Source organism: Kitasatospora sp. NPDC001309 (assembly GCF_042896295.1).
Taxonomy (GTDB): Bacteria; Actinomycetota; Actinomycetes; order Streptomycetales; family Streptomycetaceae; genus Kitasatospora.
Map to the genome: position 1 here is coordinate 21,547 of NZ_JBIAXC010000021.1, position 20,193 is coordinate 41,739.

12 protein-coding genes, 1 pseudogene and 2 CRISPR repeat arrays are annotated in these 20,193 nt (G+C 71.2%); of the genes and pseudogenes, 2 read left to right on the forward strand and 11 right to left on the reverse strand.

Annotated elements, in window-relative coordinates; genetic code table 11:
• Positions 1–2,621 precede the first annotated feature (2,621 nt).
• The 3 genes from ACFY2K_RS21480 to ACFY2K_RS21490 form a co-directional block, all read right to left on the reverse strand.
• Positions 2,622–3,935 (reverse strand): UDP-glucose dehydrogenase family protein, encoded by a 1,314-nt coding sequence (locus tag ACFY2K_RS21480; protein WP_380641688.1) that lies wholly within the window; start codon positions 3,933–3,935, stop codon positions 2,622–2,624.
• Positions 3,936–4,005: 70 nt separating this feature from the next.
• The gene (locus ACFY2K_RS21485) at positions 4,006–4,452 is read right to left on the reverse strand and encodes an NUDIX domain-containing protein (RefSeq protein ID WP_380641690.1); all 447 of its coding nucleotides are present in this window, start codon (positions 4,450–4,452) and stop codon (positions 4,006–4,008) included.
• Between the two features lie 28 nt (positions 4,453–4,480).
• Positions 4,481–6,247, reverse strand: a complete 1,767-nt coding sequence (locus ACFY2K_RS21490) for an asparagine synthetase B family protein (RefSeq protein ID WP_380641692.1) — start codon at positions 6,245–6,247, stop codon at positions 4,481–4,483.
• 271 nt (positions 6,248–6,518) lie between these two features.
• Here ACFY2K_RS21490 and ACFY2K_RS21495 point away from each other — a divergent pair, with 271 nt between their 5' ends.
• Together ACFY2K_RS21495 and ACFY2K_RS21500 are read left to right on the forward strand one after the other, a co-directional pair.
• Positions 6,519–7,910, forward strand: coding sequence for a sporulation protein (locus tag ACFY2K_RS21495; RefSeq protein WP_380641694.1), 1,392 nt, complete (start codon positions 6,519–6,521; stop codon positions 7,908–7,910).
• Positions 7,911–8,371: 461 nt separating this feature from the next.
• Positions 8,372–8,821, forward strand: coding sequence for a hypothetical protein (locus tag ACFY2K_RS21500; protein WP_380641696.1), 450 nt, complete (start codon positions 8,372–8,374; stop codon positions 8,819–8,821).
• 52 nt (positions 8,822–8,873) lie between these two features.
• Here the strand turns inward: ACFY2K_RS21500 and istB are convergent, their stop codons facing one another.
• The 8 genes and pseudogenes from istB to ACFY2K_RS21540 form a co-directional block, all read right to left on the reverse strand.
• Positions 8,874–9,671: an IS21-like element helper ATPase IstB gene (gene istB, locus ACFY2K_RS21505; protein ID WP_380641698.1), complete on the reverse strand. Its 798-nt coding sequence runs from the start codon at positions 9,669–9,671 to the stop codon at positions 8,874–8,876.
• A gap of 11 nt (positions 9,672–9,682) precedes the next feature.
• The gene (locus ACFY2K_RS21510) at positions 9,683–10,801 is read right to left on the reverse strand and encodes a hypothetical protein (RefSeq protein WP_380641700.1); all 1,119 of its coding nucleotides are present in this window, start codon (positions 10,799–10,801) and stop codon (positions 9,683–9,685) included.
• A gap of 33 nt (positions 10,802–10,834) precedes the next feature.
• Positions 10,835–11,377 (reverse strand): DUF2716 domain-containing protein, encoded by a 543-nt coding sequence (locus ACFY2K_RS21515; RefSeq protein WP_380641702.1) that lies wholly within the window; start codon positions 11,375–11,377, stop codon positions 10,835–10,837.
• 86 nt (positions 11,378–11,463) lie between these two features.
• Positions 11,464–13,809 carry a tyrosine-type recombinase/integrase gene (locus ACFY2K_RS21520; protein ID WP_387713205.1) on the reverse strand — a complete coding sequence of 782 codons (2,346 nt, stop codon included), beginning with the start codon at positions 13,807–13,809 and terminating at the stop codon, positions 11,464–11,466.
• Positions 13,809–15,041 carry a tyrosine-type recombinase/integrase gene (locus ACFY2K_RS21525; RefSeq protein ID WP_387713208.1) on the reverse strand — a complete coding sequence of 411 codons (1,233 nt, stop codon included), beginning with the start codon at positions 15,039–15,041 and terminating at the stop codon, positions 13,809–13,811. The genes ACFY2K_RS21520 and ACFY2K_RS21525 overlap by 1 nt, the downstream gene beginning before the upstream one ends.
• A 319-nt stretch (positions 15,042–15,360) precedes the next feature.
• Positions 15,361–15,649, reverse strand: a pseudogene (locus tag ACFY2K_RS21530) (IS21 family transposase); the annotation flags it as partial.
• A gap of 449 nt (positions 15,650–16,098) precedes the next feature.
• Positions 16,099–18,933: a CRISPR direct-repeat array (repeat unit 28 nt; unit sequence ATCGGCCCCGCCTGCGCGGGGGTGGCCC).
• Between the two features lie 302 nt (positions 18,934–19,235).
• Positions 19,236–19,568: a CRISPR direct-repeat array (repeat unit 28 nt; unit sequence ATCAGCCCCGCCTGCGCGGGGGTGGCCC).
• Positions 19,569–19,617: 49 nt separating this feature from the next.
• A complete protein-coding gene (locus tag ACFY2K_RS21535; RefSeq protein ID WP_380644854.1) occupies positions 19,618–19,869 on the reverse strand; it encodes a type II toxin-antitoxin system RelE/ParE family toxin in 252 nt (83 codons plus the stop codon).
• Positions 19,866–20,123: a type II toxin-antitoxin system Phd/YefM family antitoxin gene (locus tag ACFY2K_RS21540; RefSeq protein WP_380644853.1), complete on the reverse strand. Its 258-nt coding sequence runs from the start codon at positions 20,121–20,123 to the stop codon at positions 19,866–19,868. Before ACFY2K_RS21540 ends, ACFY2K_RS21535 begins: the two co-directional genes overlap by 4 nt.
• Between the last annotated feature and the right edge of the window lie 70 nt (positions 20,124–20,193).

Here is a 20,193-nt window from a genome sequence, read left to right on the forward strand (position 1 = left end):
CCCGCAGGAGTCCGCGCTGCCGCTGGCCAAGGCCGCGGCCGGCCCGCCTACGCAGAGGTCCCCCGAGGCCTGATACCCCAGGTCCGCTCCGCCCGCGCGGAGGTGGCCCGCAGGCGGAGCCGCCGAGCTGCGCCACCAGGGCGTCTGCTCCGCCCGCGTGGAGGTGGCACGGCCCGCGAACTTGGCGTCAGGGTGCTCGACGAGTCCGCTCCGCCCGGCGCGGAGGTGATCCGGTCCCGCGCTGGAAACGCGGCGTCACACCCGAAGTCCGCTCCGCCCGCGCGGAGGTGCCCCGATGACGCCGGTGAGCAGCAGCATCAGGGCGTCGTCCGCTCCGCCCGCGCGGAGGTGCCCCGGAACATCACCCGGCCTACTGCGACTGGCACGTGTCCGCTCCGCCCGCGCGGCGGTGCCCCGACCCCGGCGAACCGGTGCCCGGCGACCTCGCGGCCCGCTCCGCCCGCGCGGAGGTGCCCCGGCGCACTCGACGAAGCGTTGCTGCAACTGGGTGTCCGCTCCGCCCGCACGGAGGTGGCCCGATCGGACCGGGGCGGTCGGCCGGCTACCGGATGTCCGCTCTGCCCGTACGGAGGAGTGCCTCCTGCACGGTGAGAGTTCCTGGGTAGCTCGTTCACCGCGGTGCTGTCCGCGAGCCGTGGCACCATGGGCAGCGAGCGCTCCTTGACACCACAACAGCACTGCCGACCCGACACTGCGGCACGGCCAAGAAACCGCAAAGGCCGCGCTGCGCTGCAGGTCGCGAAGGGTCCGCTCCGCCCGTGCGGAGGTGACCCGTCTGTGGTGTTGTTGCGCAAGTGCCGGGGGCAGTCCGCTCCGCCCGTGCGGAGGTGGCCCGCCGGGCTGGACGCACACCGCGCCGGAGAGCACGTCCGCTCAGCCCGCGCGGAGGTGCCCCGCCGTTCCCGTGCTGCTCCACGCCGTCCAGCATGTCCGCTTCGCCCGCGCGGAAGTGACCCGGACAACGAGGCGGGCCTCCCGGGCCTCGGCCTGTCCGCTCCGCCGGCGCGGGTGACCCACCGCCGCCGACCCCGATCGCGCGCAGTTGGAGGTCCGCTCCGCCCACGCGGAGGTGACCCGTCTCGCCGGACTCGGTTGTCCGGGGCTGGAGGTGGTCCGCTCCGCCCATGCGGAGGTGCCCCGATCAGCGCGAGGAGCGCGACAGCCCCTCCACCGTCCACTCCGCCCGTGCGGAGGTGTCCCGCTGTCGCTGCTGGTGGGGTGTGTGGAGTACGAGTCCGCTCCGCCCGCGCGGAGGTGACCCGGCCGAGCGCCGCCGGGTCGAGAAGGCCCTGACGTCCGCTCCGCCCGCACGGAGGTGACCCACCTGGGTCGCCCTGGTCCGCCGAGGCCTGGGCGTCCGCTCCGCCCGCGCGGAGGTGACCCAGTCGTCGGGAACAGGTTCCTGATCTCCGACCGGTCCGCTCCGCCCGTGCGGAGGTGCCCCGCACGATCGCGGTCGAGCTCAGCGGGTCGCCGAGTCAGCTCCGCCCGTGCGGAGGTGCCCCGTCGCCGCGGTTCTTCTCATCAACCGCGCTGCTGTCAGCTCCGCCCGTGCGGCGGTCCCCGAGCAGGTGGATCAGCGTGCGGGGGATGGTGGCGTCAGCTCCGCCCGTGCGGAGGTGCCCCGGAGGGCGAAGGGCGAGATCTCACGTCCGAGGAGTCCGCTCCGCCCGCGCGGAGGTGACCCGCACGAACTCGACTTCCGGTGCTTCGGCATCGCGTCCGCTTCGCCCGTGCGGAGGTGCCCCGCGGAACGACAGGGCCGAGCCGCCCCGTACGACGTCCGCTCCGCCCGTGCGGAGGCGCCCCGATCGTGACGCTGATCAGCGAGGGCACGGTCACGTCAGCTCCGCCCGTGCGGAGGTGTCCCGAACCAGCCGCTCTTCATGCCCGCGATGGGGAGGTCCGCTCCGCCCGTGCGGAGGTGCCCCGCAGGACTCGCCGTACTCCACGAGCCGGGTCTCGTCCGCTCCGCCGGTGCGGAGGTGCCCCGCGGGCTTGCGAGCCGGAGTCGCCGCAGTAGGTGTCCGCTCCGCCCGTGCGGAGGTGGCCCGGCGACTCCCAGACCCGGACGCTCACCGCGTACGCCTGCTCCGCCCGTGCGGAGGTGCCCCACCCTTGACCAGCACCGCTGCAGCGGCGAGCTAGTCCAATCTGCCTGTGCGGAGGTGGCCCGAGGCCGGACCGCTCGTTCCTCGTCCAGCACGTGTCCGCTCCGCCCGTACGGAGGTGCCCCGCCCCTCGACGAACTGCTCGGCCCTTGGAGCGGGTCCGCTCCGCTCGCGCAGAGGTGCCCCGGCGACCTGGACAGCGCCCTGGCCCATGGGGAGGTCCGCGCCGCCGTTGCGGAGGTGCCCGGGGCTGGTCGAGACCAGCCCCGGGCAGGTCGCAGTCGGAGGTGCCCCGATGAACGCCTACGTCGACCCCGACGTCCAGGCGTCCGCTCCGCCCGCGCGGAGGTGCCCCGATCACCAGCCGCGATTTCGTCGCGCTGGCCGAGTCCGCTCTGCCCGCGCAGAGGTGCCCCGGCGCGGGCCTGGATGCCGCCGTTCGCGAACGCGCCCGCTCCGCCCACGCGGAGGTGGGCAGGCAGCTGAAGATCAGGATTGTCCGAGGGCGCGGAAGGTCCAGCCGGCCTCGCGCCAGCGGTTCGCGTTGAGGGTGCCGCGGGCGTCGATGACCGTGGGGACGGCGATGTGCCGGGCGAGTTCGACGGGGTCGGCATCGGCGTACTGAGGCCAGTCGGTCAGGTGCAGCAGCAGCCCGGCGTGGGTGAGGGCTGTGGTGGGGTCGTCGGCGTAGTCGAGTTGAGGGTGAACCCTGCGGGCGTTCTCCATCGCGGCGGGGTCGTGGATGGTGACTTCGGCGCCGGCCCGCTGGAGGGCGGCGGCGACGTCGAGGGCCGGGGAGTCGCGGATGTCGTCGGTGTCGGGCTTGAAGGCGGCGCCCCAGACCGCGATCCGTTGGCCGGTCAGGGTGCCGCCGAGGGCTTCGCGGGCGAGGTCGACGGTGTGGTCGCGCCGGCGCTGGTTGATCGCCGCGACCTGGCGGAGCAGGCCGGTGTCGGCGCCGAGTTCCTCGGCGCGGTGGGTGAAGCCGGCGAGGTCCTTGGGCAGGCAGCCGCCGCCGAACCCCAGGCCGGGCCGCATGCCCTTCGCGCCGATCCGGTGGTCGTAGCCGAGGGCGAGGGCGATCTGCTGGACGTCGGCGCCGGCGAGTTCGCAGAGTTCGGCCATGGCGTTGATGAAGGAGATCTTGGTGGCGAGGAAGGCGTTCGCGGCACCTTTGATCAGCTCGGAGGTCGCGATGTCGGTGACGATGAGCGGGGAGCCGACGGCCAGGATGTCGGCGTAGACGTTCCGGAAGACGGCCTCGCTGCTGGTGTCGCCGTCCTCGACGCCGAGGACGATCCGGTCGGGCTCCAGGGTGTCCAGGACGGCGAAGGACTCGCGCAGGAACTCCGGCGACCAGGCCAGGCGGACGCTCGCTCCGTCGCGGACGTGTTCGTCCAGGGTCTGCCGCAGCTGGGCGACGGTGCCGACCGGGACGGTCGACTTGCCGATGATCAGCGCGCCGTCGCCGAGCCGTGGGGCCAGGCGGCGGACGACGGTGTGCAGGTGGGTGAGGTCGTAGGCGCTGCTGCCGTGCTGCTGGGGGGTGCCGACGCCCAGGAAGTGGATGTCGGCGAAGGCGGCGGCCTCCGCGTAGGAGGCGGTGAAACTGAGCCGGCCGGTGGCGGTGTGCTTGGCGAGCAGGTCGTCCAGGCCGCGTTCGACGAACGGGGCCTGGCCCTTGTTCAGGGCGTCGACCTTGTCGGTGTCGGTGTCCATGCCGATGACCTGGTGGCCGAGTTCGGCCATCGCGGCGGCGTGGGTCGCGCCGAGGTAGCCGCAGCCGATCACGGTGAGCTTCACGAAGGGGTCCTTCCAAGGGGGCGGGATGGCTGCCTGGCCAGGCGCCCGGGCCCCTCGAAGGACGGGGGCGTCAGGTGCCCGGTTGGGCGGCCAGGTAACGGTGGATGCCGTCGCGGATGAACGGCGGGATGGTCAGAACGGGCAGGTGGCCGGGGGCGAAGAACTGGAGCTTGACGCCCTCGGCCAGCGGCAGCGCGGTCTCGTCGCCGTCCCAGAAGCCGGCGAAGAAGGTGATGATCTGCCCCGAGCCGTGGACATCGGGGGTCTCGAAGAGCTCCGTCAGGCCACGGTCGACGGCCAGGCCGGCTTCCTCGTCCAGCTCGCGGACGATCGCCTCGGCCGGGCTCTCGCCGGGGTCGCAGCCGCCTCCCAGGAGGCTCCAGTGTCCGGGCCAGGTCACGCCGTCGAGGTCGTCGCGCAGGTGCAGGAGGAGTTCGCCGCGTCGATTGGTGATGATCGCGACCGCTCCGCGCGGGTCGGCGGCGGACGGCTCGGCGGGGAGAGTCTGGGAGTCCATGCGCTCACCGTAGTGAGCCGACGGTCCGTCATGCCGCAACCGCCAGCGTGTGGTCGGAGAACCAGGCCGCGGCCATCAGGGCCTGCATGCGGGTGCGGTCGAACCGTCCGCCCGGCTTCAGGCCGCCGACCAGCAGCGGCCGCAGTGAAACGGGGGCCTGGTCCAGGGCTGTGGAGATCTGCGCGGTCGCCCAGGGCTCCAGCGGGCCGGACAGCCAGCTCGGGACCGGGGAGGCGAACCCGAGCTTGTCCCGGCTGCCCCAGACCTCCCGGGGCACGCCGAGGACCTTCGCCGCATCCCGCAGGATCCGCTTCCCGGCCGCCGGTTCGGCGATCTTGTACTCGACCGGCAGCCGGTAGGAGAACTCGACCAGGTCCCGCGCCAGGAACGGCGAGCGCCGCTCCAGCGCGAACGCCGAGGCCAGCTTGTCCGAGGTCATCACCAGCGGACGCCAGGCCGTGGCCAGGTCCGCCAGCGTTAGCCCCCGCGCGAGGTCCCCGTCGGCCCTGCGGAGGGCGTCGGCGACCAGCTCGCGGAGCCGTCCGTCCAGGTCCTGCCCGAGCAGGACCAGACGGACGATCGCCTCGGCCGGCTCCAGCGGCCCGCCGTCCCCGGTCAGGAGCTTGGAGGCCAGCGGCCGGTAGGCCTCCAGTCCGGCGCCCAGCACGGCCTCCGCGCCGAACAGGACGAGCGCGTGGCGGACGTAGCCCATCAGGAACTCGTCCGGCCCGAGCCCGCCGACGACGACGCGGATGCCACGTTCGGCGATCGCCCGGTAGGCCATGTGCTCGGAGAAGGTGGACGCGTTGCCCATCGGGTAGTCCAGCGCGTGCATGATCTCCGGCAGCGTGCGGGCGAAGTCGGCGGCGGTCGGCTCGATGACCAGCAGCTCGGCTCCGACGTCCCGGGCGACGACGGCCGCCGTCGCGGACTCGTCGAGGCGGTCCAGGCCGGGATAGCGGACCGTGACGCAGAGCGGTGGCCGCATCAGGTAGGCCAGCACTGAGGAGTCCAGCCCGCCCGACAGGAGCAGCGCGAAGTCCGAGCCGGGCGCCCGCATCGGGACCCGGTCGGCCAGCAAGGTCGAGAACCGGGCGAGCGCGATCTTGTAGTCGCCCTGCCAGGGCTCCAGACCCTCCAGGGACCACCAGGTCCGCTGGACCAGCGATCCGGTGGCGACATCGAACGCCAGCAGCCCGGCGGGCGACAGCAGCTGGATGCCCTGGAACGGGGTGTCGACGCCGGTCGGCGTCTCGATGGACAGCATCTCGGGGCGGACGACCAGCGGAGCGGTGCCGTAGCCGGTCAGGGTGGTGACCTCGGAGGCGAACGCGAGGCGGCCGCCGTCCAGGCGCCAGTAGAGCGGCTTCTCCCCGAGCCGGTCCCGTGCGAGGAAGAGCCGGCCCTCGTGGGGATCGTAGGCGGCCAGGGCGAACATGCCGTCCAGCCCGGCGAGGCAGCCGGGTCCGAGCTTGGCCCAGGCCCGCAGCACCAGATGGGCATCGGTCTCGCCGGGTTCCAGGGGGATGCCCCAGGCCGCGGCGACCTGCCGGTAGTTGTAGATCTCGCCGTTGAAGGTGAGGACGATGCCGCTGGCCGGGTCCAGGTAGGGACCGGGGGCGGCGGCCGTGTCGACGATCAGCAGGGTGTTCATGGACAACACCGCGCGGCTGTCGGCCGAGATCATGTGCCGGGTGCCGTCCGGGCCGCGGTGGTGCTGCGCGAGCCCCATCGCGGCGACGGTGGTCTGGTGGCGGACGGCGTCGGTGCCGGCCAGTCCTGCGATTCCGCACATCTGGTTGTCACCCCCGAGCGTGAATCGGTGGCGGCCCCTGCCTGAAGGTGATTTCCCAGGTCCCGGCAGAGGCCCGGAACACCAGGCAACCGTCTGACGACCGGTCGGGGCAGGGCTCGCAAGGGGGCTCACAACTCGCGAATCCGGTTCACCGCCAGCGGCGGAGGCAATACCCTCGGTGATCCGGCCTCCTTGCCGGGCGTACGACTTCTCCTGCACCAGTCGAGTACGACTCCCCGTGCGAATCGCGGGACCGATTGAGGGGGACGCTGTGGCGTCGACCACCCGCCGGCCCAAGCCACCGAACGACGCGCTGGCCCGGATGATCGAAAAGTGCGAAGGCGCCAGCCACAAATCACTGGCCCACCGCGTGAACCAGCTCGCCCGCGAAGCCGGGCTGAACACGACATATACACATACCTCAGTCGTGAACTGGTGCCGCCGGGGCATGGTCCCGGACTGGCCCGTGCCCAAGTTGCTGGCCCAGGCGATCGGCGAACGCATCGGCTGCCCGGTGCAGCTGGCGGAGATCGGAATGGCCGATGCGCAGACGCCGGACACCGCGGTCGGGTTGGATTTCCCGCGAGACCCCGCCGACGCCGTCCGCGCCGCCACTTCGTTCTGGAGCTCCGTGAACCGCCGCGACTTCCTCACCGGAACAGGCTTTGCTGTTGCCTCGTTCACGACCCCGGTGACCCGGTGGCTGGTGAGCCCGGCCGACGAGCGCGCCGACCACTGCGGCGGCGCCCGCGTCGGCCGTGCCGACCTGGACGAGCTCCGCGACGCCGCCGACGAGGCCCGCCGCTGGGACTCGAAGTACGGCGGCGGCAACTGGAGGGCGAACTCCGTCACCGACTGCCTCCAGCACCGGGCCGCCCCGCTGCTGACCGGCACGTTCTCCGACGAGGTCGGGCGCGAGCTGTTCTCGGTGACCGCCCTGCTGGCCCGCCTGGCCGGCTGGACTGCCTTCGACGTCGGCCAGCACGACGCCGCCCAGCGCCACTACATCCAGGCCCTCCGCCTCGCCCGGGCCGGCGGCGACGTGCAGCTTGGCTGCTACGTACTCACCACCATGGCAATGCAGGCCCTGCTGCGCGGCTTCCCCAACGAGGCCATCGACATGACCCAGGGCGGCTTCGCCCGTGCCAACGGCCAGGCCGCCCCCAAAGTGCTTGCGTTCACCAAGCTCATCGAAGCCCGCGCCCACGCCCGAGACAACAACGCGAAGGCCGCGGCCTCCGCGCTGGCTTCCTCCGAGATGCTGCTCGACCGGGCCCGCGACCGCGCCGACGAACCGGCATGGATCGACTTCTACCACCATGCCCGGCTCTCCGCGGATGCCGCTGAAGTCTTTCGCGACCTGAGGAAGCCAAAGGAGTCCCTGGTCTGGAACGCCCAGGCCGCCACCATGCAGCCCGGGGTGTTCACCCGCTCGGTCGGAATGCGCCTGGCGATCGTCGGAACCGCCCACCTCCAAGCCGACGACCTCGACCAGGGACTCACACTCGGCAACCAGGCCGTCGACATCCTCGCCCGCGTCCAGTCCAGCCGGGCCCTCGACTACGTCCGCGAGTTCAACACCGCCCTCGCCCCCTGGCGCCGGGAGCCAACCGTGCGCGACTTCGTGCACCGCGTCCGGACCGAACTCGACATCGCCGCCTGACCACAACGGTCCGCTCCGCCCGTACGGAGATGCCCCGCCGCCGCCGAGCAGACCTACCTCCTTGGGTGGAGTCCGCTCCACCCGCGCGGAGGTGCCCCGGCCACGGCCAGGTCCACGCCGCCGCTGCGGCGGTCCGCTCCGCCCGCGCGGAGGTGGCCCGCCGTACGCGACGACGACGTTGTTGCCTCAGGTGTCTGCTCCGCCGCCCCGGCACGCCCGGACGGCGGCGAGCAGGACGTCGAGTCCGCTCCGCCCGCACGGAGGTGTGGCTCCGTAGGTGACAACGGAGAGCGGCTGTCGATGAGTTTTGGCAGCAGAGGTTGATCTGCTGCCGTCGAAATGTTGCTGGGTTCCGAGAGCACCCAAGCGGCGTGTCGGCCCGGACTCGCGGTCATGGCGGTCGGTGAGATGGAATGAGTCCGATCGGGCCTTGGGTCTGACGATCGGACTGGAGTGCGTGGGTGGGGACGATTCTCAAGGGCGTAAGCCGCGTGCGCTGGCACGAGTTGAAGCATGCCTATGGATCTGCGGCCGATGTTCCCGGCGTGCTGTCGCGGATCGCATGGGGCGACGCCCGCGCGAGTGAGGCAGCCCTGAGCGATCTCGCTTTGTGGATCGGTGAGCTGGCAGTCTTCGACGCGACCGTCGCCGCTGTTCCCTTTCTGTGGGACCTCGCGGTCACCGAGACCGTGAACTCCCGGGCCGGGGTGATCGGGTTGCTGCAGACGATCCTCGAACACGGCAACCCGCCGCAGCCGAAGGTGCAACTGGAAGCTCACCAGGCCGTGCTGAGCCGCCGGGCGACAGCGGACCAGCTCACTCACGACAGTGACCCTGTGGTGAGGGCAGCGGCTCAGGACCTGCTGGCTGGGATCGACAGCCATCTGAGCGAGTCCTGTTGCCGGGTTTGATGCAAGGGCCTTCCCTGCTGCTCTGGACAACCTGGGGAAGGCCCGAGAAAGGTCAACTGACGGCCTGCTGATGTTCGGCGCGGGCGCGGGTGGTGGCGAGTCGGTAGGAGTCGGTGCCGGTCTCGATGATGTTGCCGCCGAACGTGAGGCGGTCGACGATGGCCGCGCAGAGGCGGGGGTCGGTGAAGGTCTTGGTCCAGCCCCCGAAGGACTCGTTGGAGGCGATGGCGATGCTGTTCTTCTCCTCGCGTTCGGTCAGGACCTGGAAGAGCAGTTCGGCGCCTCGGCGGTCGAGTTCCATGTAGCCGAGTTCATCGATACAGAGGAGGTCGACGCGGCCGTAGCGGGCGATGGTCTTGGCGAGTTGCTTCTCGTCGGCGGCCTCGACCAGCTCGTTGACGAGCTTGGTGGCCAGCACGTACTTGACGCGGAAGCCGGCCATCGCGGCCTCGGTGCCGAGCGCGATCAGCAGGTGGGACTTGCCGGTGCCGGAGTCGCCGATGAGGCAGAGCGGCAGGTTCTTCTTGATCCATTCGCAGGTGGCGAGGGTGTGGACCATCGCGGGGTCGATGTTGGGGTTGGCGTCGAAGTCGAACTTGCGCAGGGACTTGTCGCGCGGGAACCCGGCTGCCTTGATCCGGCGCTCGGAGCGGCGCCGGGCCCGGTCGTCGCACTCGGACATCAGGAGCTCGGCGAGAAAGCCGAGGTAGGACATCTGCTCGCGCGAGGCGGTCTCGGCGAGTTCGGGGAACTGGGCGCGGATGGTGGGCAGCCGCAACATCCGGCAGGCCTGGTCGATGGCCGCGTTGGCAGCCTGCTCAGTGAGTCCTCGCTGGCGGGGGAAGGTCATGGCGCTCTCCTTCAGGTGGTGGTTGGGCGGTCCGGCCGGCGGTGTCGCAGCAGCTGGTCGTAGTGGGCCACCGAGGGCAGCGGCCGGGTGTCGGGCGGCAGGTGGGCCAGGCGCCGCACGGTCAGGGACGTCACCCTCGCGAGGTCAGCCGCAGGCGGCTGGGAGTCGTCCGGGTCCGCGGTGTCGGCCTCGGCCGCCTTGCGGGCCTCCAGTGCGACCGCGTCGGCGGTCAGGGCGCCGGCCCGCAGCGCGGCCGCGAGGCCGGCGACCAGGTGCTCGTGGGGCAGGTGGCGGCTCAGCAGCAGGACTTCGATCAGCGCCCGGGTGCCGTCGCGCTCGCCATGGGCCTTGCGGGCTGCTGCCCACCAGGCGTCGTGGACCGGGGTGAACCTGCCGGCGGAGCGGGCCTGGTCGAGCGCGGTCGCCCCGGGCAGTGCACCGGGCTTGCGGACCAGCGCCTCCAGGTAGTGGTCCAGGTCGAGGCGGGTGCCGCCCTTGGCGATCAGCCGCTCGTGCCGGGCGACCTCCTCACGTCCGTCGTAGACCACCAGTTCGGAGGCGTGCAGGATCACGCGGACGGTCCGGCCGATCAATCGCACCGGTACCGAGTAGCGGTTCGTGCGGACGCTGACCTGGCTGTAGCGGTCGACCCGCAACGTGAACAGCCGGCCCGTCTCGAACGGCTCATCAGGCAACGGCGCCAGCAGGGATTGCTCGGCGGCGAAGTACTCGCCGATGGTGCGCGGACGGGAGCGGATCCGGCGGGCATCGTCCTGCTCGTCCCACTGATCGATCATCGCGTTCAGCTCCGCCAGTGTGGCGACCTCGGGGACGGGAACCAGGTGGTTGCGCCGGAACCAGCCGATCTGTCCCTCGACGCCGCCCTTCTCGTGGGCGCCGCCGATGCCGGGCTGGCAGTAGAGAACATCGAGGCCGTAGTGCGAACGGAACGCGGTCCACCGCTCGGCCTCCACCCGCTGGCGGGAGAAGCCCAGCACCCGGGCGACCGCGGCCTTAAGGTTGTCGTAGCGGACCCTGCCGGTCGGCACCCCGCCCAGCACGTTGAGAGCGTGGACGTGGCCCTCGAAGAACGCCTCCTGCCCGCAGGACGCGAAGATCCTTCTCTGCACTATTCAAGCGAGTCGGTGAAGACGGGCGTTTGATTAGCTCGTCGTCGTAGGTTGGCCGTCTCGGCGCAGAACCGTCGGGAGCAATTGGCCCATATCGGTGGCAACTTCATTCAGCAGGTCGGTTCCGAACACGCAGAGCGAGTGCTCCCACGGGTGGCCGAAGGTGCCGAAAGTGAGATCCTCGACCAGGTAGATGGGGTAGTCGCCGTCCGGATAGGGACTGCGTGGCCACCCGGGCCGGAAGTTGCCGCCCAGTGCGTCAGGCAGAAACATGTCGGAGGCTGGAAGGTCGGGGCGCAGGCGGTAGCTGGTGTGCTGCCATTCCAGGACGAGCAACGTCGTGCCGGGCGGGGTGCAGGTGGCCAGGCCGTCTTGGACGAGGCGAACCAGGTGATCGAGTTTCCGGTCACCGGGATCGTCGTGAAGTGCGTCCAGGCTCCAGGTCACCGACGGAATCGGCTCGGTGATCGCGGGGAAGGCATTCATGCTGGGCTTGAAGTCGAACCTCTCGTCAAAGCGGTCCCAGACTTCCCTGGACTCCCGGTCGGTCAAGCGACGAAGCGCGTCAGTGCTCACGAGCAGAATCTACCTGCATGAATGTTGCAAGGTCGGTGGTCGGACCCAGCCGGATCCTCACGGTGGCGGCGTTGCCGGATGCGGTACTAACCAAGAGCGGCGACCCCGTCTTCCCCTCGGTCGGCTTGGGCTCGGAGACGTTCGGCCTGCTGCTTCTTGTCGGCGATGTGCCGCAGGCTCTCTTGCAGGCCGGCGACCTCACCGAGCCACTGCATCCGTTGAGCCTCTCCCAAGCGCTGGCGCGTGTTGGTCTCGATCTCCAGCAGACGGGGCTCCTGGGCCAGGTCGAGGCGGAGCATAGGGCACCTGACACAGGCGTTTTCATGCTGGCAAGGGGTTCCGTAAGGCCGGTCGCAGGTGCCGAGCGCGACCTTGCGCAGGCTGAAGTGGTCGCGGAAGTCCTGCCACTCCGTGTCGCTGGGCTCGCGGTACTCCTCGCTGGGACGATGGGTCCGGCGCTGGTCGACGAACTGCCGGTAGCGGCGGATCACCTCTTCGGGATAGACGGCGACGTAAGCCTGAGTGGTGTTGAGATCTAGATGGCCAAGGAGCTTCGCGGCGATATGGATCGGCAGGCCACCGTTGACCGTCTCCGTCGAGAAGATTCGGCGGAAGTCGTGCGGCGTGAATCTCAGCGGTGTCCCGTCGACGTCGACAATGCCGGTTCGCACCGCATGGTCCGTGAGGAGCTCGCGAATCCGGTTGGGGGAGATGACCTGGAGCCGGTGCTGGGACAGGCACTGGAACAGGTGCGGCAGCGCCGGCCCGAAGACCCGCTCGTAGCCGTCGTACCGGGTCAGCAGCGGCACCCGCTCGCCGGTGCCCTTGATGCGGCGAATGATCCGGGCGAGGACGGCGACCAGGTCCGGGTCGGCGGGGATGACGCGCTCGCGGTCGGTCTTGGATGGGCTGATCTGCAGCAGCGGCACTGTCTCGCCGGTGGGTGCCTGGTACTGACGCAGGCTCAGGTGGGTGAGCTCCAGGAGTTCCTCGATCCTGGCCCCGGTGCGTCGCAGGACCTCGATGCTCGCCCAGGTCCAGAAGGCGTTGTTCTCCTCGCATTCGGCATCGAACCGGGGGCCGGGCTCGTCGACCGGGGCGAGGAACAGGGCGGTGGGGCGCCAGTGGCTGCCGTTGCGGCCGGTGCGTCGATAGCGCGAGCCCTCGACGGTGAACTCTTCTCCCGGTGTCGCCGATCGGGCTGCCTGCAGCAGGAGCGTGGCGTGCTGCAGTCGCGCCTCGGCAGCGCGGACGAGCTGCGGCAGGACGGGGACCAGGGCGCGGGTGCGCTGCTGCATCCGTGCCTGCCGGTGGCGGGTCTCCTTGATGTAGCCGCGGATGTCGGCCTCGCTGATCGGGCAGGGTGCGGCCCAGGCCGCCCAGCGGGCCGGGTCTTCCATCGACCACTGTGAGAGGTCCAGGTAGAAGGAGCGGACGGCCAGGAAGACGGCGTGGGCGGTGCGGCGCGGTCGCCCGTCGGGCAGGACCCGGACGCGTTGTTTCCAGGCCTGGGCGACCTCGTCGGGCAGATTGAGCGAGGAGATCGCGGGGTGGTGGCGTTGCAGGTCGCCCCAGAACAGGTCGGCCAGCATCTGGGCGTGGTTGACCAGGGAGCCGTAGTCCAGGACGGCGGATCGCTCGGCGATGTAGTGGACGAGCACGTCGCGGACGCGGTTGGTGATGGGGTGGCGGTCGATCAGCTCGGCGGGGGTGAGCCGGCCGCGGGCCTGGGCCTCGCGCAGGGTCGGCGGCGAGTCCTTGAGACCGCCGACGGAGCGGAGGATGTCGTAGGCGAGGGGTAGGGCCGCCACCGTGCGGCCGTTGTCCCGACGGGCCCGGGCGTAGTTGGTGAGGTCTTCCAGGTCGAAGGCCAGCAGGTCCTTGCCGGTGGCGATGCTCATGCGGGTGAGCACGTTCAGGGCTTCGGTCGCGTGCTCGTCGCAGCGCTGTCCGCCGGCGTGCTGTGTGAGCTCCGCGAACAGCGCCGGCTGGTTGTGGCGACGGTAGGCGTCGTAGACGCCAAGGAGGCGGCTGCCGAAGAGCCAACTGTAGGAGGGCCGGATCGCCTGGAGGACGATCAAGGTGCCGAGACCGGCGGTGAAACGCGACCGGGTGCCCGCGCTGAGTCCCTGCGGTCCCCAGCCGGAGCCCAGCTCGTCGGAACCGCTCAGCAGCCATCGGTCCTGCCAGGTGTCGGCGGGGAATCCCTCCAGCCAGTCGAAGATGCGCGTCAGCGAGAGCTGCTGGCGCCACAGGTTGCGGCCGGTCGGCTCGATCAGCAAGTTCGCGGCCAGGCGGGCCAGTTCATCGCGATGGGCCTTCTCCCGTCCGCTGCCACGGGTCGTGCTCCTCGGTTCGGGCAGCACGGTGGTGAGGATGGCGGGGTCGCGTGGGCTGACCGGGGTGCGGGCGACGCGCCCGTGCCGGGTCATCAGCGGTTTCCGAATACATCGGCGAGGTCGTCCGGGTCATACGTCCAGCCGGTCAGCGGCCGCGGCGGAGGCTTGGGGCGGGTGTAGTGCTCGTGGACCTTGGTGATGACCTCGTCGGTCCTGGGCCGTAGGTAGGTGCTGGTCGTGGTGATGCGCCGGTGGCGCATCACCTGCTGGGCGTCGACCAGGGTGATGGCCGGGTCTTCGATCAGGCGCAGACACAGGGTGTGCCGCAGGTCGTGCAGCGTGATGTTCGTCCCGATCCGGGCGTTGATCCGGTTCAGCACCGCTCGCAGGGCGGTGTAGGTCAGCGGGCGCGTCTGCCCGCGCAGGGTCCACCACACCGGCTCGTCCGGGGCGGGCCGGTGGCCGTCCTGGGCCAGGTCACCGAGGTAGAGGGCCAGCCAGGCGAAGGCTTCCGGGGAGGCCGGGCATGCTTCCTTCGCCCCGCCCAAGCCCTTGGTCCGCACGTAGATCCAGCCCTCGCCCGGGTGGATGTCGCCGATCGTCATGCCCAGCATCTCGGCGGCCCGTGCGCCGCTGGACAAGAACATGGAGAACAGTGCCCGGTCGCGGTGACAGCCCAGCGAGGTGAACAGGTCTTCGACGACATCGTCGGGGACAGCACGGGGCTCGCGGTCGGCCTGCTTCTGCCGGTAGGCGCCACGACGGTGCAGCCGAAACGGCTCCAACGGGTTGTGATGCGCCTCCAGCCGGCGCCCGTCACGGGACTGCGGCGGCACCGGGGAGAGCACGGGACCCTGCCCGGTTTGCAGATGGTGGTCGTAAAACGCCGCCAGCACCGACACCGCGTGGTTGATAGTTGCCGGGGCATAGCCCGACCTCAGGTACGGCTTGCCGGTGCGCGCGTTCAGCAACCCCGGCACGGGCGCATCCGGTCGGCGCCGGTCCCGCGCCGGGTTGTGGCACGTCCGCAGCCAAAGGACGAAGTCGCGTACGTCCACTCGTTTCGCACGGCTCCATTCCACATCCACTGCCGCGAGGAAGCGGAACCAGCGCAGCAGGTCAAAGGCATAGGAACGGCAGGAAGCTGGGGTGTTGCCGCAGGCCAGCAACTCCCGCAGGAACTCGCTTGCCGGCGTGATCGCCCGGCCCGCCCCGTCGAGAACCACCCAGGGCAGCGTGGCGGCACCGGTCGCCTCCACTCTGCCGACCCGGGCCACCACCAGCCCAGTCACCTCGCGTTCCGCCATCACCGCAGCGTGATCCATCACGTCTCCATCTCGTCGGGAACATCCCGAACGGAGACTCCTCGCTCTCACCGAGTCAACACGTAGGACACGCTGATAGTGCGGTCAACGGGTCGGTGCACCGACTTACCCGAGAAGGACAGCCGGAACGCGAACAGGTAGCAGGTCACCAGCTCGCCCGCCAGACGCACCGTCACGTCCCCGAAGTCGACCTCCGCCTCCGCGCCGGGTTTGTGGGTCTGCGGGACGAACGCGTCCACCACCCCGCGGCCCGCCTGGAGCCGGATCTCCCCGCGCCGCTCGGCCACGTAGCCACGGACCATCTGGTACGAGATCTCGTCCGCGCCGTGCTCATCCACCCGCCGGTCGAAGATCCGCTTCACCGTGTGACGCTGCTTTCGCGGGGCGTCCAGGTCCGCCCGCAGCATCTGGTCGATCAACGGCTTCAACGGATCCAGACGAGTCGGACGGGGCGCCGTCTTCTTCCGCGGCTCAGGCCAGGCCGACGACAGGGCCTTCTGTACCGTCAGGAAGCCGACCCCGTACTTCCGCTGCAACGCGCGGCCAGACAGACCCGAGCGGGCATCACGGCGGATCGCCGCGTACAGATCGACCTTGGACTTCGGCAGCACCCGGGACCCCTCGTCGTGCAGAGCACAACCATGGTCCCGAGGCAAGCACCTGGGTGCTCTCAAAACTCGGCGACATCACTCTTCCGTGGCACGGGATGCTCTCGCCACTGAGCAACAGATGCTCTCGGTTCTCACCTACAAAGCCGGAGGTGACTCAAACAAGGCCGCCAGCTCGCCCGACGCGCAGTGGTCTGCTCCGCCCGAACGGAGGTGGCCCGGCTTTGAGGTTGCGCCAGGTGTTCGCCAGCGCGTCCGGCTGCGCCTGCGTGCAGCCGTGCCTCCTGCACGGTGAGACCTCGTGGGCAGCTCGTTCACCGCAGTGCTGTCCGCGAGCCATGACACCATGGGCAGCGAGCGCTCCTTGATACCACAACAGCACTGCCGACCCGACACTGCGGCACGGTCAAGAAACCGCACAGGCCGCGCTGCGCCGCAGGTCGCGAAGGGTCCGCTCCGCCCACGCGGAGGTGCCCCGGTCGGCATCGACACGACCGACCGGGTGGTGGAGTCCGCTCCGCCCACGCGGAGGTGCCCCGAGGAGACCGCCGCCGCCGAATTCCGGCGCCGCGTCCGCTCCGTTCGTGCGGAGGTGCCCCGGCCGGCCTGACGGGCGCCCTGAGCGGCCTGTGGTCCGCTCCGCTCGTGCGTAGGTGCCCCGTGGCCGAGGAGGTCGGGTAGGCCAGGCAGTCGTCCGCCCCGCCCGCGCGGGGGTGGCCCTCCTGTCCTTCCTTTGTTCTTCCTACGTCCTTCATCGGCCCCGCCTGCGCGGGGGTGGCCCCTCGCGCGCGTCCACGCACGACCAGGCCGCCGTATCGGCCCCGCCTGCGCGGGGGTGGCCCTCCGAACCTGCCGAACACGGTGTCCGGGGTGTAATCGGCCCCGCCTGCGCGGGGGTGGCCCCGGCCGGCTCGGGCCCGGCCCGACCTTCGAGAGACCGGAATCGGCCCCGCCTGCGCGGAGGCGCCCCAGTCATCACCGTACGAATGCTCTTGAACATGGTGTCCGCTCCGCCCGCGCGGAGGTGGCCCGTCGTAGGTGGTCCACCCGGCGGGAGGGGTGTGGTCCGCTCCGCCCGCGCGGAGGTGGCCCGTCGGTAATCCTCCGGGGAATCTTCGCTCAGCTGTCCGCTCCGCCCGCGCGGAGGTGGCCCGCGCCGGCCGACTTCGTCCTCGCGGGTCATGTCGTCCGCTCCGCCCGCGCGGAGGTGGCCCGCCGTCGATGATCTGGGGTACCCCGCCGTTGGTGTCCGCTCCGCCCGCGCGGAGGTCCCCGCTGCCGCGGCTGGTGGAGCACGTCACCCGCCGGTCCGCTCCGCCCGCGCGGAGGTGCCCCGGCGAGGACGTGTTCTCGGCCGCGATCCGCGAGGTCCGCTCCGCCTGCGCGGAGGTGGCCCGGCTCGGTCCTGGAACCCGACCAGCGTGGCGATGCCCGCTCCGCCCGCGCGGAGGTGGCCCGTCGGCGGGTGAGCACTGGATGACCACGGTGGCGCCCGCTCCGCCCGCGCGGAGGTGCCCCGGCGGTGTTCGACCTCTACGACATCGCCGAGTCGTCCGCTCCGCCCGCGCGGAGGTGCCCCGGCCAAGGAGGCTGGCCCGGAGCTGTCGCAGATGTCTGCTCCGCCCGTGCGGAGGTGCCCCGGTCGTCAACGTCACCACGGTGCGTCAGGACCGGTCTGCTCCGTCCGCGCGGAGGTGCCCCGTGGGTGGACTGGACCAACAGCCAGACCTACACGTCCGCTCTGCCCGTGCGGAGGTACCCCGCTGCCCTCAACCGCCGGCCTCATCGAGCGCTTGTCCGCTCCGCCCGCGCGGAGGTGCCCCCTACGCCTTGACCCAGCCGGTGGCGAAGTGGACGTCCGCTCCGTCACCGCAGAGGTGACCCGCTCCAGCGCTGGGACGAGTACCTCCAGACGATGTCCGCTCCGCCCGTGCGGAGGTGCCCCGCCTCGCCCGGTTCGGCTCGGACGGGGCTCGGTGTCCGCTCCGCCCGCGCGGAGGTGACCCCACCGAGCTGATCCCGGTCACCCACCGCAGCAGGTCCGCTCCGCCCGCGCGGAGGTGACCCGCCGTGGTTGCCGGGTGCGACGGCGTCGTAGAGGTCCGCTCCGCCCGTGCGGAGGTGCCCCGAGCGTCCGGTGGCGCTTCCGAGCCTGGCCCTTGTCCGCTCCGCCCGCGCGGAGGTGACCCGACGTCGGCGATCGGCTGGGGTACGCGCGCCGTCCGCTCCGCCCGCGCGGAGGTGCCCCGTTCACGGGCGCGCCCGCTGCGCCCGGGCCGAGGTCCGCTTCGCCCACGCGGAGGTGACCCGCCGTGGTTGCCGGGTGCGACGGCGTCGTAGAGGTCCGCTCCGCCCGTGCGGAGGTGCCCCGAGCGTCCGGTGGCGCTTCCGAGCCTGGCCCTTGTCCGCTCCGCCCGCGCGGAGGTGCCCCGTAGAGGTCTGGGACCGATGGTAGGGCAGCCCCGTCCGCTCCGCCCGCGCGGAGGTGCCCCGACGTGGTCGTGGGCGCGAAGCTGTTCGGCGGCGTCCGCTCCGCCCGCGCGAAGGTGCCCCGGCCTGCCCCGAAGGCAAGATCACCCCGGCGCTGTCCGCTCCGCCCGCGCGAAGGTGCCCCGGGCGGTGAGGTCGATGAGTGACGACATGTCGAGTCCGCTCCGCCCGCGCGAAGGTGCCCCGCTGACCGCGTAGGGATCGAGCATGAAAAGGGCGTCCGCTCCGCCCGCGCGAAGGTGCCCCGCTGACCGCGTAGGGATCGAGCATGAAAAGGGCGTCCGCTCCGCCCGCGCGGAGGTGCCCCGCCGAGCTGGCCCGCGACACCGAGGTGCGCTCCGTCCGCTCCGCCCGCGCGGAGGTGCCCCGAGCGTCCGGTGGCGCTTCCGAGCCTGGCCCTTGTCCGCTCCGCCCACGCGGAGGTGCCCCGGCGCCGCCGAGCGCCACGGTCTGGTGCCGATCGTCCGCTCCGCCAGCGCGGATGTGACCCGCCGGCCGCTGACCGGCCGGTGCGCCGGAGGGCGTCCGCTCCGCCCGTGCGGAGGTGACCCGTGCAGTTCGTCCCGCCACAGCCGGTAGTCCTCGTCCGCTCCGCCCGCGCGGAGGTGGCCCGCAGCTGCTCTACGTCCAGGGCCTGACGAGCCAGTCCGCTCCGCCAGCGCGGAGGTGACCCGACCGAGTTCGCCCGATTCCTCACTCAGCTGACGTCCGCTCCGCATACGCGGAGGTGACCCGAGACTGGAATCGGCGAGGTTGAACGCAATGAATCCGCTCCGCCTGCGCGGAGGCGTCTCAGTGCCAGCGGTGCTGTCGTCGCCCTCTGTGAGGTGTGCGGAGGCGACCCGCCGAGGGAGTCGCGCAGGCCGGAGAGGACTTCGGCTGTTCCGCCAGCGCGGAGGTGACCCGCTCCTCGGCCGACCGCACCAGTACACGAGCGCGTCTGCTCCGCCCGTGCGGAGGTGACCCGTACTCCTCTACGGTGGTCAGCACGTAGCCCTTGTCTGCTCTGCCCGTGCGGAGGCGACCTATCCTTCGAGCGGGAATCGAACTGACGGCACTGACATATCCTCAGGTCTGTAACTGCAGATCAGAAAGTATCAGCCCCGCCTGCGCGGGGGTGGCCCAAGCGTCGCTATATCGAGATTCTGTGCCCCCCGATCAGCCCCGCCTGCGCGGGGGTGGCCCCCCGCGGCGGTCACCCTGGACGGTGGCTCGTACATCAGCCCTGCCTGCGCGGGGGTGGCCCGATTCGCGCGATGGGTGGTCCGGCGTCCGGCCTGTCCGCTCCGCCCACGCGGAGGTGGCCCGCACAACGCCGGCTTCCTGGCGGGCGCCCACGAGTCCGCTCCGCCCACGCGGAGGTGGCCCGTCGGTGACGGTGAGCACGGGTTGGTCCCCCTGGTCCGCTCCGCCAGCGCGGAGGTGGTCGATTCCCTGGGGCACGTTCGGCTTCAGGTCTGGTCCGCTTGTGCGGGTGGTCAGCCTGTTCGGCCGAGGTGGATCACGACGATGGTGACGGTGGCCTCGGTGATTTCGTACATGACGCGGTAGCGGCCGACGTGCATCCGGCGCAGGTCGAGCGAGCCGTACTCCGCGCTGCCCTGCGGGCGGGGGGTGTCGGCGAGCAGGTCCACGGCGTCCATGACCTGGCGCAGGCCGTCGGGGTCGTCCTTGAGGAAGCGGGCGGCTGCGTTGATGGCCGGCTCGTCCCAGATGATCGTGTGGTTCAAGCGGCGGGTCCCAGGCCGAGCTGGGCGCGGACCTGCTCGTGCGGTACGGCGGTGGTCTCGCCGGCGGCCTGCCGGGCCCGGTACTGGGCCAGGGCGAGGGCGTCCTCGAGGTCGGCCAGTTCCTGGGGGTTGATGAGGACTGCGGCGGGCTGGCCGTGGTCGGTGATGGTGATGCGTTCGCGGGCGTGGGAGGCACGTCGGACCAGCGTCCCGAGGCAGGCCCGGGCCTCCGTGATCGGCAGGGTGTCACTCATGTACTAAACTGTACACTTCATGCGCGATCTGTACAGGGTGAACCACCTGGCCTTTGTCCCCGTCGACTAG

Excerpts from the sequence above, each read along its gene's own strand:
- ACFY2K_RS21520 (WP_387713205.1), bottom strand. The coding sequence starts at position 13,809 with ATGACCCGGCACGGGCGCGTCGCCCGCACCCCGGTCAGCCCACGCGAC.
- istB (WP_380641698.1), bottom strand. The coding sequence starts at position 9,671 with ATGACCTTCCCCCGCCAGCGAGGACTCACTGAGCAGGCTGCCAACGCG.
- ACFY2K_RS21485 (WP_380641690.1), bottom strand. The coding sequence starts at position 4,452 with ATGGACTCCCAGACTCTCCCCGCCGAGCCGTCCGCCGCCGACCCGCGC.
- ACFY2K_RS21525 (WP_387713208.1), bottom strand. The coding sequence starts at position 15,041 with ATGGATCACGCTGCGGTGATGGCGGAACGCGAGGTGACTGGGCTGGTG.
- ACFY2K_RS21490 (WP_380641692.1), bottom strand. The coding sequence starts at position 6,247 with ATGTGCGGAATCGCAGGACTGGCCGGCACCGACGCCGTCCGCCACCAG.
- ACFY2K_RS21540 (WP_380644853.1), bottom strand. The coding sequence starts at position 20,123 with ATGAGTGACACCCTGCCGATCACGGAGGCCCGGGCCTGCCTCGGGACG.